Source organism: Tardiphaga sp. (assembly GCF_044340795.1).
GTDB lineage: Bacteria > Pseudomonadota > Alphaproteobacteria > Rhizobiales > Xanthobacteraceae > Tardiphaga.
Window position 1 is genome coordinate 1 of the sequence record NZ_JBIISY010000141.1, and the last position, 16063, is coordinate 16063.

A 16063-nucleotide genomic window follows, 5' to 3' on the forward strand; every position below is an offset into this window, starting at 1 on the left:
ACGCTCGAAAAATTCCTCGTCGCCGAAGATGCCGGGTTGATCATCAATCCCATGATCGCCGACGGCCAGGTGCATGGCGGCGTCGCGCAAGGCATCGGCAATGCCCTGCTTGAAGAAATCATCTATGACGAGACCGGAAACATCATGACCTCGACGCTGGCGGACTTTCTGCCGCCAACGGCACGTGAGATTCCGGAAATCGAGTTGCACCACATCGAGACGCTTACCGGCAACACCATCACCAAAGCCAAGGGTCTTGGCGAAGGCGGTGCCATCGGCGCGCCGGCTGCCGTCATCTCCGCCATCAATGACGCGCTGAAACCGTTCGACGTCTCCATCGACGAAATGCCGGCGACGCCGCAGCGCATCCGCGCCGCCCTCCGCAACAGCGGGAAACTGCCATGACCGACAAGAGCGACATTACCCTCACCATCAACGGCAAGGCGCATGGGATCCGCGTCGAGGCCCGGCGCACGCTGGCGGATGCGATCCGCGAGGAATGCGGACAGACCGGCACCCATATCGGCTGCGAGCATGGCGTCTGCGGCGCCTGCACGGTGCTGGTGAATGGCGAGCCGGTGCGCTCCTGCCTGATGTTCGCCCAGCAGGCAGACGGCAAGCAGATCCGTACCGTCGAAGGCCTTGCCAAGGGCGACGAGATGCATCCAATGCAGCGCGCCTTCATGGAAAACCACGGCCTGCAATGCGGCTTCTGCACGCCCGGCTTCCTGATGCTCGCGGTCGGCGTGCTGGAGCGCGAGCCGGATATTTCCGACCACGATCTCGTCGATGTTCTGTCGTCGAACCTCTGCCGCTGCACCGGCTATCAGAACATCATCAAGGCCGTGCGCGCCGCCGCCGTCGAGATGCGCCAGTCGTGAGCGCGCCGGCCAAACCGGGGCTGGTTGGCAAATCCGTTCTTCGCAAGGAAGACGGGCCGCTGCTGCGTGGGCAAGGCAGGTTTGCCGCCGACATCAATTTCCCGAACCAGCTCCATATGCGCGTGGTCCGCTCGACCTATGCGCATGGCCGCATCGTCTCGGTCGATCTTGCCCCGGCCCTTGCGATCCCCGGTGTCGTCGCGGCCTGGAGCTTCAAGGACGTCGCCGACATCCCGCCGATCGATTTTCGCCTGACGCGGCTCGAACAGCTCGCCGCCTATCGCCAGACCATCCTGGCCAAGGACAAGGTGCGCTATGTCGGCGATCCCGTTGCCGTCGTGTTCGCGGAAGATCCCTATCTCGCCGAAGACGCGGCCGAGCATGTGGAAGTCGAGATCGAGGAGCTGCCGATCATCCTGCATGCTGATGGCGAGGTCGGCGAATTCCGCGACGGGCTACCGACCGAGACGGCGCTGATTGAGAAAAGCTACGGCGATGTCGAAGCCGCCTTCGCCAATGCGCACGCCACTGTCGAACTCTCGCTGTCCATCGGCCGGCATTCCGGCGTGCCGTTGGAAACGCGCGGCACGATCGGGCGCTATATCGCCGAAACCGACATGCTGGAAATGTATGGCGCCGCCAAGGTACCGCACTGGAATCGCGACCAGCTTGCCAAGATGTTCGGCCGCACGGCGGCGAACACAAATCTCTTTGAGGACCATGTCGGCGGCGGCTTCGGCGTCCGCGGCGAACTCTATCCCGAGGACGTGCTGGTCTGCCTCGCCGCATTGCGGCTCGGCCGTCCGGTCAAATGGATCGAGGATCGCCGCGAGAATTTGATTGCGACCAACCATTCGCGCCAGCAGACACATCACATCCGCGCCGCCATCGACCAGACCGGCAACATTCTGGCCATCGATGACGAGTTTTTCCACGATCAGGGCGGCTATATGCGCACGCACGCCGCCACCGTGCCAGATCTCGCGGCCGCGATGCTGCCCGGCCCCTATCGCATTCCCGCCTATCGGGCCCGAGGCCACATCCGCCTCACTAACAAGACGCCCGGTGGCACCTATCGCGCGCCAGGGCGCTATGAGAGCACTTTTGTACGCGAGCGCCTGCTCGATGCGGTTGCCGCCAAGGTCGGCATCGATGGCGTCGAGGTCCGTCGCCGCAACCTGATCCCGGTCAGCGAGATGCCGGTGACGCGCGCGCTGGAGACGCTTGGCACCGATATCGTGCTCGACTCCGGTGATTACGCAAGACTGCTTGACACGGCGCTGGACGGCATCGGCTGGACGGCACTACGCTCGCAGATCGGCGAACGGCGAACGGCCGGCGAACTGGTCGGCGCGGGCGTCGGCATGTTCGTGGAGAAAAGCGGACTTGGCCCCTTCGACGATGTGCGCATCACCGTCGGGATCGACGGCAAGATCGAGGTCGTCACCGGCGCCGCCTCGGTGGGCCAGGGCGTCGAGACCGTGATCGCGCAGATCTGCGCGGAGAAAATCGGCGCCAGTTATGACGCGGTCAACGTCATCCACGGCCAGACGGATCGCATCGCGCGCGGCCTCGGCGCCTTCGCCTCGCGCGTTTCCGTGATGACCGGCGAAGCCACGCGACAGGCAGCCTTGAAGCTGCGTGACAACGCTCTCGCTGCGGCAGCGGAACTGATGCAGCTGCCGGCCGATCAGCTCGATATCGTCGATGGCGAGATCGTGCGCCTCGATGGCAGCACCGGCCCGTCGATGTCGCTGGCCGAGATCGCCAAGGCCCTGCAGCCGGGCAGCAATCTCGTGGGCGACAGTGAGCCCGGGCTGTTTGCCGAAGCGTCGTTCGAGTCAAAGCACATGACCTATCCCTATGGGGTGCATATCGCTGTCGTGTCGCTGGCGCGCGATACGGGCGGGGTCACGGTGGAGCGCTATCTGGTCGCCTATGACATCGGCAAGGCGATCAATCCGATGCTGATCGACGGCCAGATTGTCGGTGGTGTCGCGCAGGGCCTTGGCGGCGCGCTGTATGAGGAATTCAGCTATGACGACCGCGGCGAACCGCTGGCGGTGACCTTTGCGGATTACCTGATGCCAACGGCGCGTGAAGTGCCGCCCGTGGACGTCATCATCACCGAAGATGCGCCGAGCCCGCTCAATCCGATGGGACTGAAAGGCGCAGGCGAAGGTGGCGCCAATGCGGTCGGCGCGGCGATTGCGTCCGCGATCGATGATGCCCTCGGACAGCCCGGCGCAATCACGCGGTTACCGGTATCACCGCAGACCGTCAAGGAATTGATCAACCGACTGTGGGGCGGATGAGCCGAAGGCGTCATCCGCCGGCCGAGTGCATGGCTCAAACTCCGCGGCGGATTACGCTGCGCTAATCCGCCCTACGGCACAGCGCCTACGTAATCTTCTTCAACAACCGCGTCAGTGTGCGCTGCTCGTCCACTGTCAGCGGCCTCAATGTTTTTGTGGTGACATCCGCTGCGACACGGATCGCGGCCTCAACCACGCGGCTCCCCTTCTCTGTCAATGACACCGCGCGGCGGCGGCGATCAGTGGGATCGGCGCCGGTCGCCACCAGGCCGCGCAGCCCGAGGCGATCGACCACGCCCTTGATGGTGGCGGCATCGAGATAGACCAGCCGACCAAGATGGTTCTGCGAACTCGGGCCGACCTCATGCAGCTTCGCCATGACCGCGAACTGCGTCTGCGTCAGCTCATCGACCATGTGGGACATGAAGATCGAGGTGTGGCGCTGCATGGCGACGCGCAGCAGAAAACCGACCTGCGCATCGAGCTCATAGCCGGCGGGCGCCTCGGCACCGACCTGTGACTTCACCTTGCTCGACTTCTGCATCACGACGGCCCTGCTCCCAGACGTCTTTTATGAACCATCCGCAGTGACAGGAACAGATCAAGTTTTGATCGCTATACGGTGAGATAAGCGCGCTGGATGTCGACGTTCTCCGCCAGTTCGGCCATGGTCCCATTCCATCGAATTTGACCTTTTTCGAGCACATAGGCGCGATCGGACACCAGCTCGGCGAAATGGACGTTCTGTTCGGACAGCAGGATGGAGACGCCGGCCTTCTTCAGTTCGATGATGGTGTTGGCCATCATCTCCACAATGACTGGGGCGACGCCTTCGGAGGGCTCGTCGAGCAGGATCAGCAGCGGGTTGCCCATCAGCGTCCGCGCCACAGTCAGCATCTGCTGCTCGCCGCCGCTCATGCGGCCGCCGGGCCGATTCGGCATTTCGCCAAGATTGGGAAACAGCGCCAGCAACTTCTGCTCGGTCCACAGCGGCGCATCCACGCCGTCGCTGAATTTTCGCGATGGCTGGCGGCCGATATCGAGATTTTCCAACACGGTGAGATCGGAAAAGATGCGGCGATCCTCCGGGACGAAGCCGAGACCCAGCCGCGCGATCTGATAGGGCTCGCGGCCGGAGATGTCGTGCCCGTCGAATGCGATCTTGCCGGCGGATTGCGCCATCAGGCCCATGACAGCTTTCATGGTGGTAGTCTTGCCGGCTCCGTTGCGACCCATCAAGGCTACGACTTCGCCGCGGCCGACCTCGAAGCCGAGATCGTACAGGATCTGCGCGGCACCATAGGAGGCGCGGAGATTTTCCACCGTCAGCATCGGCGTGCTCATGCGCGCGCCTCCGCCTTGAAGGTTTTGCCGGTGCCGAAATAAACCTCCTGCACCTGCGGATTGTCGCGGATTGATCTGGCATCGCCATCGGCGATCAGCTTGCCGCGCGCCAGCACAATGATACGATCGGCAAAAGCGAAGACGACGTCCATCGAGTGCTCGGTGAACAACACCGAGATGCCCCGCTCGATCACCAGGCGCTTCACCAGCGCGATCAGATCATTGCGCTCCTTCGGCGCCATGCCGGCGGTGGGCTCATCCATCAACAGCAGCCGCGGATCATTGGCCAGAGCGATGGCGAGTTCGACACGCTTGACGTCGCCATAAGCGAGCTCGCGGCTCGGTCGATCGGCGGCCTCCTGCATGCCGACCTGGGCCAGCAGCTCGAGCGCGCGTTCGCGGTGTTGCGCGCGGGCGGGCTGCCACAGCCGATAGATCTGGCTGGCGTGGGAGAGAAGCGCCATCTGCACGTTTTCGATGACCGTCATCGAATTGAACGTCGCCGCCACCTGAAATGTGCGGCCGATGCCGAGCCGCCAGATATCACGCGGCTTCCTGCCAATGAGCTTGTTGCCCTCGAACCAGATCTCGCCGGCATCCGGCGGCAGCTGGCCGTTGATCATATTGAAGCAGGTCGACTTGCCGGCGCCATTGGGCCCGATCAATGCGAGGAATTCGCCGCGCTTGATCTCGAACGACACGTCATTGACGGCACGGACGCCGCCGAAGGATTTCGAGAGCTGACGGATGCTGAGGTCACTCATGACGCAACCTTCCGACGGACAAAGAGCTTCGACAGGCCGCCGACAATGCCTGCCGGGAATGCCAGCACCAGCAGCAGAATGACACCGCCGAGCAGCGCACGCCAATATTCAGTAGAGCGCATGATGCTGTCCTGGAGCACGGCAAAGACCGAGGCGCCCACGATCGGACCAGTCAATGTCTGCAGGCCCCCGAGCAGCACCATCACCAGACCGTCAATGGAACGACTGACGGCGATGGTCTCCGGCGAGATCGACCCCTTGGCAAAGGCAAACAACCCGCCCGCGATGCCGCAGATGCATCCGGCGATGGCAAAGGCCAACCAGTGGATACGTTTCACGTCGAGCCCGATCGCCTCGGCGCGCAATGGCGAGTCGCGCCCTGCCCGCATAGCATAGCCGAATGGCGAGAACAGGAAACGCCGGATCAGGAATACGCCGAGCGCCGCGAGCGCCAGCGTGAGATAGTAGAACATCGGACGGCTCTCGAAAGGCGCTGAGGGCCATACGCCGAGCACCCCATTGGAGCCGCCGGTGAGCGTCTCCCACTGGAACACGGCAGCCCAGACGATCTGCGCGAAGGCCAGTGTCAGCATTGCGAGATAGACGCCGGACAGACGCACGGCGAACCAGCCGAACAACAGCGCGCCGAGCAACGCGACCAACGGCGCCGACACCAGGGCGATGCCCATGGGCGCGGCGAACCATTTCACCAGCAATGCGGCGCCATAGGCGCCAAGCCCGAAATAGGCGGCATGGCCGAAGGAATGCATGCCGCCCGGCCCCATGATGAAATGCAGGCTGGTGGCAAACAAGATCGCGATCAGCACATCGATGCCGAGCACCAGCGTGTAAGGCGAACTCCTGGCGATCAGCGGCATGCAGACCAGCACCAGCAGCACGATGAGGCCGCCGATCTTCACCGCCGTCGTCGCTGGACGCATCGGCTCCTCAGGTTCGGCGACGCTGCGCACCACGCCCTGTTCACGGCCGAGCAGACCATAGGGGCGAACGATCAGCACGATGGCCATCACCAGAAATTCGGCGACCAGCGTCATCTTGGAGAAATTGACGGTGAAGCCGCCGAAATCGATCACGCCGAGCGCGATGCACAGCGCCTTCACTTCGGCAATCAGCACGGCCGCCACATAGGCGCCGGTGATCGAGCCCATGCCGCCGACCACGACCACCACGAAGGCATCGCCGATGACATTCAGGTCCGTCGTCAGCGTCGCCGGTTCGCGCGCGATCTGCAGCGCGCCGCCTAGCCCGGCAAGCATGGCGCCAAGCGCAAACACACCGGTGAACAGCATGGCCTGATTGACGCCGAGCGCGCCAACCATTTCGCGGTCCTGCGTCGCTGCCCGCATGAGGCGGCCGAAACGCGTCTTCGACAGGGCCATGTGAAGCAGCAAGAGCACCATGGGGCCGACGACGATCAGGAAGATGTCGTAGGTCGGCAACCGGCGCCCGAGGATTTCAATGGATCCCTTGAGGCCGGGCGCACGGGGCCCGAGCAGATCTTCCGGTCCCCAGAGCCACAGCGCCGCGTCGTTGAAGACGAGCACGAGCGCGAATGTCGCCAGCAGTTGGAACAGCTCGGGCGCGCGATAGATGCGCCGGAGCAGCAACACCTCGATGAGGGCGCCGAGAATGCCGACCAGAATGGCAGTCAGCACGATGCCGCCCCAAAAGCCGAGCGCGCCGCCGAGCTTGGTGGCGAGGCTGTAGGCGATATAGGTCCCCAGCATATACAGGGACCCATGCGCGATGTTCACGATCCGGGTGACGCCGAAGATCAGCGACAGGCCGACGGCGACCAGGAACAGGCCCGATGCCGCCGACAGCCCGTTGATCGCCTGGAATACGAACGCGTTCAGATTCATCAGAACCCCGCCTCTTCCCGCGTGTGGATCGTGGGAAGAGCAAGCGTTGTGGCCATCGGCTCGTTGCCTTACTCAGCAGCCGGACGAAGTTTCTTCACTTCGGCATCGCTCGGCAGCACGGCGGCACCGTCGACATATTTGATGTCGCTCATGGTGCCCTTGCCGTTCTCCAGCGCGATCTTGCCGACGAAGGCGCCGGCCGTCGCCTGATGATCGCTGGCGCGATAGGTGAACGGACCGAACGGACCCACAACGTCGAGACCGCGGAATGCCGTGATGAGCTTTTCGGTGTCGGTCGATCCAGCCTTGGCAATACCGGCAGCGAGCGACTTCATGGTCGCATAGCCGACGATGGATCCGAGACGCGGATAGTCGTTGTACTTTTTCTGATAGGCAGCCAGGAATGTGGCGTGCTCAGGAATCTTGATCTTGTCCCAGGGATAGCCAGTGACGATCCAGCCCACCGGCGCTTCTTCCTTGAGGGGATCGAGATATTCGGGCTCGCCGGAGAGAACGCTCACCACCGTGCGGTCCTTGAACACGCCGCGCGTGCTTCCCTCGCGCACGAATTTGGCGAGGTCGGCTGCGAACAACACATTGAAGATCGCATCCGGCTTGGCGTCGTCGATCGCCTGCACCACGGCACCGGCATCGACTTTGCCGAGCGGCGGGGCCTGTTCGGTGACGAATTCGATGTCGGGCTGCTTGGCCTTCATCATCTCCTTGAAGGTCGCCGCCGCCGCCTGTCCGTATTCGTAGTTCGGATAGACCAGCGCCCAGCGCTTCTTCTTCGCCGCCAGCGCCTCCGGCACCAGCATGGCGACCTGCATGTAGGTCGTTGCACGCAGACGGAACGTGTAGCGATTGCCGTTCTGCCAGGTGATCTTGTCGGTCAGCGGCTCGGCGGCGAGGAAGAACACCTTCTTTTTGCCGGCGAATTCCGTCACGGCGAGCCCGGTGTTCGACAGGAAGGTGCCGGCGAGGATGTTCACGCCCTCGCGCGTCACCAGCTCTTCCGCGACGCGCACCGCATCGCCGGGCGATGAGCCGTCATCGCGCGAAACCACTTCGAGCTTCTTGCCGAGCACACCGCCCTTCGCATTGATCTCCTCGATCGCGAGCTCCCATCCCTTCTTGTAGGGATCGAGGAAGGCGGTCTGGGTCTTGTAGCTGTTGAGTTCGCCGATCTTGATCGTGTCCTGCGCCGACGCAGTCCGACCGAATGTTAGCGCCAATGCGCCGGCGAAAGCGAGTGAACCGAGTGTACGAGCCGTGATCATGATCGAACTCCCGTTGTGATCCACATCTGTGTGATCAGCGATTGCGTCAGATTGGTATCGTTGAGGTCTCGTCGGCTGAAGCGTGAATTAGTTTGCACGCAAATAGTCCGGCGCACCTATTTTCTTGTCAAGGCTGCACTTACAGCAACACGCCGTGCATGTCGCTGAAGTTTTGATCACGCACGGCACGCCGCGCATGAATCAAGGGCGTACACAAAGCAGCACGCGGCGACGAAAGCAACGCCGCCGCGCGTGTGCCGCGACTAGCGGTCGCGGAAGCGATCCATCAAGGCCTTGTCCTGGCCGCCATCGATCTCGATCATGGTGCCATTGGCCATCTGCACCAGCGGCGACGACAGCATCACCACGAGATTGGCGACTTCCTCGACCTCGGCAATGCGGCCGAGCGGGATCGAGGCCGGCGCCAGCTTGTCGGCATCCTCATAGGAAATCTTCATGTCGCGCGACATGGCATTGACGAGACCCGCCCAGCGCTCGGTGCGCACCGGACCGGGGTTCACGGCGCAGAACGAGATGTTGTGGCGGCCATACTGACCGGCCAGCGATAGGGTCATGTTCTGTCCAGCAGCATTGGCCGCGCCCGGTGCGATTTCCCAATAGGATGGCTTGACCCCGTCATTGCCGATCAGATTGACCACACGGCCGCCGCCCTGCTTGACCATGATCGGCAGCGCGTAACGCAGGCAGCGGACATAGCCCATGAATTTGAGCTGCAGCGCCTGCTCCCAGTCGGCTTCGGTCAGCGTTTCGATCACGCCGCCCGGCGCCGAGCCGGCATTATTGATCATCAGGTCGATGCTGCCGAGCTTCTTGTGCGCGGTCTCAACAAAGTTCTTGGCGTCGGCGTCCTTGGTCAGGTCGGCCGGGATCGCGACCACGGTGACGCCGGTCGCGCTCTTGATTTCCTCAGCCGTCTTCTCCAGCGGCTCCTTGCGACGGGCGCAGATGGCGACATTGACGCCCTCTTTCGCCAGCGTCATGGCGATGCCTTTGCCGATACCCTCGCTGCCACCGGTGATGAGAGCGCATTTGCCTTTGAGTTGGAGGTCCATGAGATCGTCCTTCTGGGTTGGAAGAGAGGAAATCGAACGTCGGTCGTGTCAGCTCCCGGTAAAACGCGGAAGCCGCTTCTCGGCGAAGGCCAATCGACCTTCGGCGTAGTCGGTGCTGGCATCGGCCGCAGCGTAAAAACGCTCCGCCTCGGCCATCAGGTCGGCATCATTGGTGGTCAGCGCCCGGATCGCGGCTTTTGCTGCCTTGATCGTCAGCGGCGCATTGCCGGCGATTTTTTGCGCGAGCCCCGCGGCAAGCGCCGCGACTTCGGCCCTGGGTGCGAGAACATGCACGGCGCCGAGTTCATAGGCCCGCGACGCCGGCAGTCGATCGGCGGTAAACAGCACCTGTCGCGTCGCGCCAGCGCCGAACACACGGATGAAACGCGTGATGCCGCGCGGATCATAGCCAAGGCCAAGCTGCGCGGCCGGCACGGCAAAGAAGGCATCCGATGCCGCGATCCGCATGTCGCAGCTTGCGGCAACCGACGAGCCAGCGCCCATGCAGCCGCCAAAGATCACGCCGATGGTCGGCTGCGGGATCGCCTCGATGGCACGGCAGGTGTTCTCCACGAGATCGTCATAGGCCTTGGCATTGCCCTCGCCTGATCGCGCCGTCGCGAAATCGGAGATGTCGGCACCGGCCGAAAACATATCCTCACCCTCGCCGCGGATGATGACGACACGGACATCCTTGCGCGTCGCGACCTCCTGCGCGAAGGCGCTTATCTTGTTCCACATCACCGTGGAGATCGCATTGCGGCGCGCCGGATTGGCAAGCCGCAGCGTTGCGATACCGTCTGCAATATCGATGATGATATCGCCGGGCGCGGCCATCGGATCAGACCGCCGGCCGGTGTGACATCCAGCGACCGGACTCGGCCGCCGGGAAAAGTTCGGCAAGCGCCGCGTTGAAAGCGGCCGGCTCCTCGCTGGTGATGGTGTGGCCGGCGCGCGGCAGCACGAGCAAGCCCGCTGTCGGCACCGTGCGCTTCAGGAATATGCTGGGATCGAGGCACCAGTCATCCTCGTCACCGACGATGATCAGCAGCGGCGGCGTGAATTTCTCGAGCTGCGGTTTCATCTCCCACAGCATCGGCCGCTTGGCCTGCAGCTCGCGCATGGTGAGCGCATGGCCGACCGGGGAATGATCAGCCAGCATTTTTGCGAATTCCGCAAAACCGCGCGGGTCCTTGTTCTTATGCGTCTGCCGCGTCGCACCATCAGCGTAGCGCGCTGCCGCTTCGGGCCAATCGACCGTCTCGAACATCTTTGCGGTTTCTCGCGAGGCCGCTCGCCCCTGCTCCACAAAGGCCGGATCGGGGCTCGAACCATAGCCACAGCTCGCCGCCGTCACGGACAGACAGCGATCGGGGTAATGGATTCCGACATGGAGCGCCGTCGACGCGCCCATCGAGTGGCCGACGATATGTGCCTTCGCAATACCAAGGCCGTCCATCAGCGCGATCACGTCGTTGCGCGCGATATCCTGGCCGTATTTCGCGGGATCGGTCGGCACATCCGATGGCGGATAGCCGCGCTGGCTGTATGTGACGCAACGATAGGAGCGCGAGAAGTAGCGGAGCTGCGGCTCCCAGGTGCGGTAATCGCCCGCATATTCATGCACGAAAATCACAGGACTCCCGGTGCCGACCTCCTCATAATAGAGCTTCGTCCCGTCCGGCGTCGTGAGGTGCGGCATGTTCGCCTCCTGCAAGCCAAAAGCAGATTTCATTTGCGCACATACAAAATGCTAGTAGCGTTATTCCAAGTGAGCAAGAGGATTCAGTGAATGTAATTTTGGCATATCGTTTGCTTACAAACGAATGCCGCACTGCCGCATGAAAGTGATCGAAAAGCTACCCGCCACAACGTTTGCCGCCATTTCGAGGGAGATGTTTATGACCGGACTTTCGCGACGCGCCTTTGCCTTGGGCACCGCTGCTACACTGCTAGGCACGACACAGATCACTATTTCATCGGCGCAAACGCTGCCGAAAATCCGCGTCGGCAGTCTCACGCTTCCGGTCTTCGCACCGATCATCGTCAACATCATGAAGGCGCAGAAATTCGATACCAAGAATGGTTTCGAAGCCGAGGTGCAGACCTATCCGTCCTTCTCCGCCTATTATGCAGGCCTTGCCACCGGCGAAATCGATACGCTGATCGGCGGTCCTACTTACTTCCAGAAGCTGCGTCTCGAAGGCGTCCCACTGCGCATCGTCGCGACCGGCGCAACGCTGGCCGACCTCGTGATCATCACCAAGGACCCTGCGATCAAGTCGATCGCCGACCTCAAGGGTAAGCAGCTCGCCGCCGATATGGGCAGCGGGCAATTCCAGATTTTGTCGATCTATGCCAAGTCCAAGGGCATCGATCTGACCAAGGACATGACGCTGGTGAATGCGAACTTCGCCGTCGCCCGCGCCCAACTTGCAGCAGCGCGCGTCGAGGCCGCGATGATCATCGAGCCGATTGCCACCATGATGATCAAGGAAGATCCGAGCCTGAAGATCATCTTCAACGCCGATGCGGCATGGAAGGAGATGGCAGGCGTGACCGGCTGGGAGCTCGTCTATGCCATGCGCGAGGACAGCATCAAGAAAAACGCCAATGCGCCGAAGCAATTCGTCGCGGCGCTGGCGGATGTCACCAAATATCTGCAGACCGATCCCGACGGCGCAGACAAGATCGCCGTCGAGACGGTGAAGCTGCCACCGGGCATTTTGAAGGAAGCCGTGCACGCCAAGCGTTGGGTGTTCGACGCACGGCCGGCATGGGATGCAGCGGAGAAGAAGAGCATCTGGGATACATTCGAGCGTGCGGTCGCCGCGGGCTTCCATCCGAAACTGCCTGACGACGCGATCATCTATGCCCCCTGACGCGGCACGCAGTCCGACGCCGTTCGAGGAACCGCGCCGCAAGTCGATGATCCCGAGCCTGCCGCGCGAGACGATCATCTCGATCGTGCTCTTCGCGGCAGTGTGGCAGGTCATGTCCTATCTGGCGCCCTCGCTCGGCATTCCCGCTTTCGCGATCCCCGGCCTTGGGCGGATTGCGGAAAGCCTGATGAAGATCACGCCGATCGATGTCGCGGTCACGCTCGGCCGCGTGCTGCTGGCGCTGTTCGTCTCCTTCATCATCGGCATCATGGTCGCCGTGCTGATGTATCTGTCCGACAGCGTCGAACGCTATCTCCGGCCGATGGTCCGCATCCTGATGGCGGTGCCCGTTGTGTCCTGGATCCTGTTCGCCGTGCTCTGGTTCAAGGGCGTCGAATTCCGCATCGTCTTCGTGCTGGTCGTGGTCTGCGCGCCGGTCTTCACCGTCGATGCGCTCGACAACATGCGCGAGGTGTCACGCGACCTGAAGCAGATGATCCGCTCCTTCCGCCCGACGTCCTTCCAGTTCTTTTACAAGCTGATGCTGCCGGCGATCACACCGGGCATCCTTACCAGCTGGAAGATCACGCTCAGCCTCGCCATCCGCGTCGTCACCATCGCAGAGCTCGTTGGTGCCGTGACGGGCATCGGGCATCGCCTCTCGGTGGCGCAGGAGCTGTTCTCGGTCGCTGACGTCTTCGCCTGGACGCTGGTGCTCGTGGTCCTGCTGTTCCTGCTCGAAGCGCTGATCGTTCAGTTCGAGACCCGTGTGCTGAGGTGGCGCGCATGAGTGGCGCCCCTGCTCCGATCGAAATCGCCGGGCTGCGAAAGGTGTTTCGCCAGACCACCACGGGCGAATCCATCGTCGCCATCGATCAGCTCACGCTGCGCATCGAGCCCGGCGAACTCGTCGCCATCGTCGGCAAGACCGGTTGCGGCAAATCGACTTTGTTCGATCTCCTGATCGGCCTCGAACATCCTACCGCCGGCCGCATCACCATCGGCAACAAGACGCCCTATGACGACTTCAACGATTTTCGCGGCAAGATCGCCACCATCTTCCAGCAGGATCGGCTGTTTCCGTGGCGATCGGCTATCGACAACGTCAAGCTCCCGCTGGAGCTGATCGGCATCGCCGATGACGTGCAGCAGGAACGCGCGATGTTCTGGCTCAAGCGGCTCGGGCTCGCGAATTTCGCCAATGCCTATCCGCGCGAACTCTCCGGTGGCATGCGCCAGCGCGTGGCCATCGCGCGGGCTTTTGCCGTGCAGCCGGGAATTCTCCTCGCCGATGAATCCTTCAGCGCGCTGGATGAAGTCACCGCCAATGACCTGCGCAAGACCTTCGTCGATCTCGCGCGCGAATTCCGCTCGACCGCCATCCTGATCACACACCAACTCGAAGAAGCCATGTCGGTCGGCGATCGCATCGTGGTTTTCGGCAAGTCTGCGACCCTGCTCGCCGATATCCGGATGAAGGACTGGGACCGCAGCGATCATGCCGCATTGCGTTCCGCGATCCAGAATACCCTACAGATGAATGCACCGGACGAGCGGCTGAAGCGCTGACCTCTCCCCGTCATTGCGAGGAGCCTTGCGACGAAGCAATCCAGTCCTCCTTGAACTTCTGGATTGCTTCGCAATTCGTCAGGGCTCGCAATGACGGCCGATAAGCCGCTGATCATTCACGGATTCCGGATTCAGCCATTGCGTTGACATCCTTTCGACCCGCGGATACGCAAATTTACGTAATCCGCGTCGAAGCTGCGGTCAGGCCGCGCAAGGATAAATGCCGTGACAGGCATGTTTTGGGGAGTGGCGTTGCCATGATGGATTTCGCCACCCGGGTCCATAACCACAATTACCGGCTCGACCCGATCATCCGGTCGCTGCTGGACACGGATTTCTACAAATTCCTGATGCACCAGTTCGTCTGGATGCTCTATCCGAAGGTGCCCGTCACCTTCAGTCTGATCAACCGCACCAAGACCGTCCGCCTCGCGGAAATCATTCCCGAAGCCGTCCTGCGCGCGCAGCTTGATCACGCCCGCACCCTCACCTTCCGCGAGAACGAACTGATCTGGCTGGCCGGCAACCGCTTCTATGGCCGCCGCGACATCTTTCGCCCGGAATATATCGAATATCTGCGCAGCTTCCGGCTGCCCGACTATCACCTCGAAGTGGTCGATGGCCAATATGTGCTGACCTTCGAGGGCGACTGGGCTGCAGTTACCATGTGGGAGATCTACGCCCTCGCCATCGTCAGCGAGCTGCGCTCGCGCATGGCCATGGCGTCCCTCGACAAGTTCGAGCTGGATATTCTTTACGCGCACGCCAAGACCAAGATCTGGAGCAAGATCACCAAGCTGAAGGCCTATCCGGACCTGAAACTCGCCGAATTCGGCACCCGCCGCCGCCACGGTTTCCTGTGGCAGGAATGGGTGACCGATGCGATGGCCAATGAACTCGGCCGCAGCTTCGTCGGCACCTCCAATGCCCTGCTCGCTTTCAAGCACTCGTTCGAGGCCATCGGCACCAATTCGCATGAACTGCCCATGGTGTTCGGCTGCCTCGCCGACAGCGACGAAGCGCTGAAGACCGCGCAGTATGACGTGCTCGCCAAGTGGCAAGAGGTCTATGACGGCGAGCTGTTGATCATCCTCCCCGACACCTTTGGCATGACCCAGTTCCTCCGCGACGCCCCGGCCTGGGCATCGAAATGGACGGGCATGCGCATGGACAGCAAGGAGCCGGTGGCGGCTGGCGAGGAAGTCATCGCCTGGTACGCCATGCGCGGCGAGGACCCGCGCAAGAAGCGCGCGATGTTTTCGGACGGGCTGGAGGTCGATCTGATGATCGATCTGCATCAGCGCTTCCGCGGTCGCATCCGCGAGAGTTTTGGCTGGGGTACCATGGCGACGAACGATTTCCGCGGCGCCCATCCGCGTGGGCTGGATACGCTCGATCCGATCAGCCTGGTCTGCAAGATCACAGCGGCCAATGGGCGGCCCGCGGTGAAGCTGTCGGACAATCCGGCCAAGACGACGGGCGGCAGCCAGGAAGAGATCGATCGCTATCTGCGGATTTTTGGCCGCGAGGGCGTGGCTGAGCAGAAGGTGATTGTGTAGCTCTTACGTCGTCCCCGCGAAAGCGGGGACCCATAACCTCCGACGCAGTGTTTCGCGAAGGCCTCACCATCGCGCTTTCCCAGTAGACTTCGGTGTCTATGGATCCCCGCTTTCGCGGGGATGACATCGAGTTAGTGAAGCTGGCCACACAGAAAAACGCCGCCCGGTTTCCCGAGCGGCGTTTTTTTTTGTCGCTACAGAGCGAGCCTTAAAGCAGCCCCGCCCCGCGCGCCCACTTGTACTTCGCGCCGAGCACTTCCACCGGCAGCTCCGTCGAATAGGCGTAAGCCGGGATGCCGTTCTGGTAGAGATATTCCGCAGCCTCCTCGACCTCGATATCGCCCGCGAGTGAAGCGACGATGGGCTTGTCGATGCCCTTCTTCTTCATCTCGTTCTTGATCTCGACCATGTTCTTCGCGAACACCATCGGCGGCGTCACGATGGTGTGCCAGTAGCCGAGGATCAGCGAATGGATGCGCTCATCCTCGAGACCGAGCTTCACCGTGTTCACAT

General features: G+C 62.2%; 15 protein-coding genes and 1 pseudogene. 7 read left to right on the forward strand and 9 right to left on the reverse strand.

Translation table 11 applies throughout. The annotated features are described in order from the left end of the window. The 3 genes from ACIQ17_RS20835 to ACIQ17_RS20845 all read left to right on the forward strand — a co-directional run. On the forward strand, nucleotides 1-405 hold a 405-nt coding region (locus ACIQ17_RS20835; protein ID WP_398470989.1), incomplete at its 5' end, for a molybdopterin cofactor-binding domain-containing protein. After that, nucleotides 402-881 (forward strand): (2Fe-2S)-binding protein, encoded by a 480-nt coding sequence (locus ACIQ17_RS20840; protein WP_398470990.1) that lies wholly within the window; start codon nucleotides 402-404, stop codon nucleotides 879-881. The genes ACIQ17_RS20835 and ACIQ17_RS20840, both read left to right, overlap by 4 nt. Beyond that, nucleotides 878-3196 (forward strand): xanthine dehydrogenase family protein molybdopterin-binding subunit, encoded by a 2319-nt coding sequence (locus ACIQ17_RS20845; protein WP_398470992.1) that lies wholly within the window; start codon nucleotides 878-880, stop codon nucleotides 3194-3196. Before ACIQ17_RS20840 ends, ACIQ17_RS20845 begins: the two co-directional genes overlap by 4 nt. An 85-nt stretch (nucleotides 3197-3281) precedes the next feature. On the opposite strand, the gene ACIQ17_RS20850 is transcribed toward ACIQ17_RS20845, so the two are convergent. The 8 genes from ACIQ17_RS20850 to ACIQ17_RS20885 all read right to left on the reverse strand — a co-directional run bounded on the left by ACIQ17_RS20850 (nucleotide 3282) and on the right by ACIQ17_RS20885 (nucleotide 11242). Continuing rightward, entirely contained in the window at nucleotides 3282-3740 is a 459-nt protein-coding gene (locus ACIQ17_RS20850; RefSeq protein WP_398470993.1) for a MarR family winged helix-turn-helix transcriptional regulator, read from the reverse strand. 71 nt (nucleotides 3741-3811) lie between these two features. After that, complete coding sequence (locus ACIQ17_RS20855; RefSeq protein WP_398470994.1) at nucleotides 3812-4540, reverse strand: ABC transporter ATP-binding protein; 729 nt, start codon at nucleotides 4538-4540, stop codon at nucleotides 3812-3814. Continuing rightward, nucleotides 4537-5304, reverse strand: a complete 768-nt coding sequence (locus ACIQ17_RS20860; RefSeq protein ID WP_398470995.1) for an ABC transporter ATP-binding protein — start codon at nucleotides 5302-5304, stop codon at nucleotides 4537-4539. Before ACIQ17_RS20860 ends, ACIQ17_RS20855 begins: the two co-directional genes overlap by 4 nt. After that, nucleotides 5301-7187 (reverse strand): ABC transporter permease, encoded by a 1887-nt coding sequence (locus ACIQ17_RS20865; RefSeq protein WP_398470997.1) that lies wholly within the window; start codon nucleotides 7185-7187, stop codon nucleotides 5301-5303. The genes ACIQ17_RS20860 and ACIQ17_RS20865 overlap by 4 nt, the downstream gene beginning before the upstream one ends. A gap of 68 nt (nucleotides 7188-7255) precedes the next feature. Beyond that, nucleotides 7256-8467 (reverse strand): ABC transporter substrate-binding protein, encoded by a 1212-nt coding sequence (locus ACIQ17_RS20870; protein WP_398470998.1) that lies wholly within the window; start codon nucleotides 8465-8467, stop codon nucleotides 7256-7258. 263 nt (nucleotides 8468-8730) lie between these two features. After that, on the reverse strand, nucleotides 8731-9540 hold the full coding sequence (locus tag ACIQ17_RS20875) for an SDR family NAD(P)-dependent oxidoreductase (protein WP_398470999.1): 810 nt from the start codon (nucleotides 9538-9540) through the stop codon (nucleotides 8731-8733). 48 nt (nucleotides 9541-9588) lie between these two features. Continuing rightward, nucleotides 9589-10377: an enoyl-CoA hydratase-related protein gene (locus tag ACIQ17_RS20880; protein WP_398471000.1), complete on the reverse strand. Its 789-nt coding sequence runs from the start codon at nucleotides 10375-10377 to the stop codon at nucleotides 9589-9591. 4 nt (nucleotides 10378-10381) lie between these two features. After that, nucleotides 10382-11242, reverse strand: a complete 861-nt coding sequence (locus ACIQ17_RS20885) for an alpha/beta fold hydrolase (protein WP_398471001.1) — start codon at nucleotides 11240-11242, stop codon at nucleotides 10382-10384. A 199-nt stretch (nucleotides 11243-11441) separates the two neighbouring features. On the opposite strand from ACIQ17_RS20885, the gene ACIQ17_RS20890 reads away from it, so the two are divergent. The 4 genes from ACIQ17_RS20890 (at nucleotide 11442) to pncB (ending at nucleotide 15550) form a co-directional block, all read left to right on the forward strand. Continuing rightward, nucleotides 11442-12422 carry an ABC transporter substrate-binding protein gene (locus tag ACIQ17_RS20890; protein ID WP_398471002.1) on the forward strand — a complete coding sequence of 327 codons (981 nt, stop codon included), beginning with the start codon at nucleotides 11442-11444 and terminating at the stop codon, nucleotides 12420-12422. Then, nucleotides 12412-13212: an ABC transporter permease gene (locus ACIQ17_RS20895; protein WP_398471003.1), complete on the forward strand. Its 801-nt coding sequence runs from the start codon at nucleotides 12412-12414 to the stop codon at nucleotides 13210-13212. Before ACIQ17_RS20890 ends, ACIQ17_RS20895 begins: the two co-directional genes overlap by 11 nt. Continuing rightward, on the forward strand, nucleotides 13209-13991 hold the full coding sequence (locus ACIQ17_RS20900) for an ABC transporter ATP-binding protein (RefSeq protein ID WP_398471004.1): 783 nt from the start codon (nucleotides 13209-13211) through the stop codon (nucleotides 13989-13991). The genes ACIQ17_RS20895 and ACIQ17_RS20900 overlap by 4 nt, the downstream gene beginning before the upstream one ends. A 257-nt stretch (nucleotides 13992-14248) precedes the next feature. After that, entirely contained in the window at nucleotides 14249-15550 is a 1302-nt protein-coding gene (pncB, locus tag ACIQ17_RS20905; protein WP_398471006.1) for a nicotinate phosphoribosyltransferase, read from the forward strand. Nucleotides 15551-15758: 208 nt separating this feature from the next. On the opposite strand, the pseudogene ACIQ17_RS20910 reads toward pncB, so the two are convergent. Next, nucleotides 15759-16063 (reverse strand): annotated as a pseudogene (locus ACIQ17_RS20910) (CoA-binding protein); the annotation flags it as partial.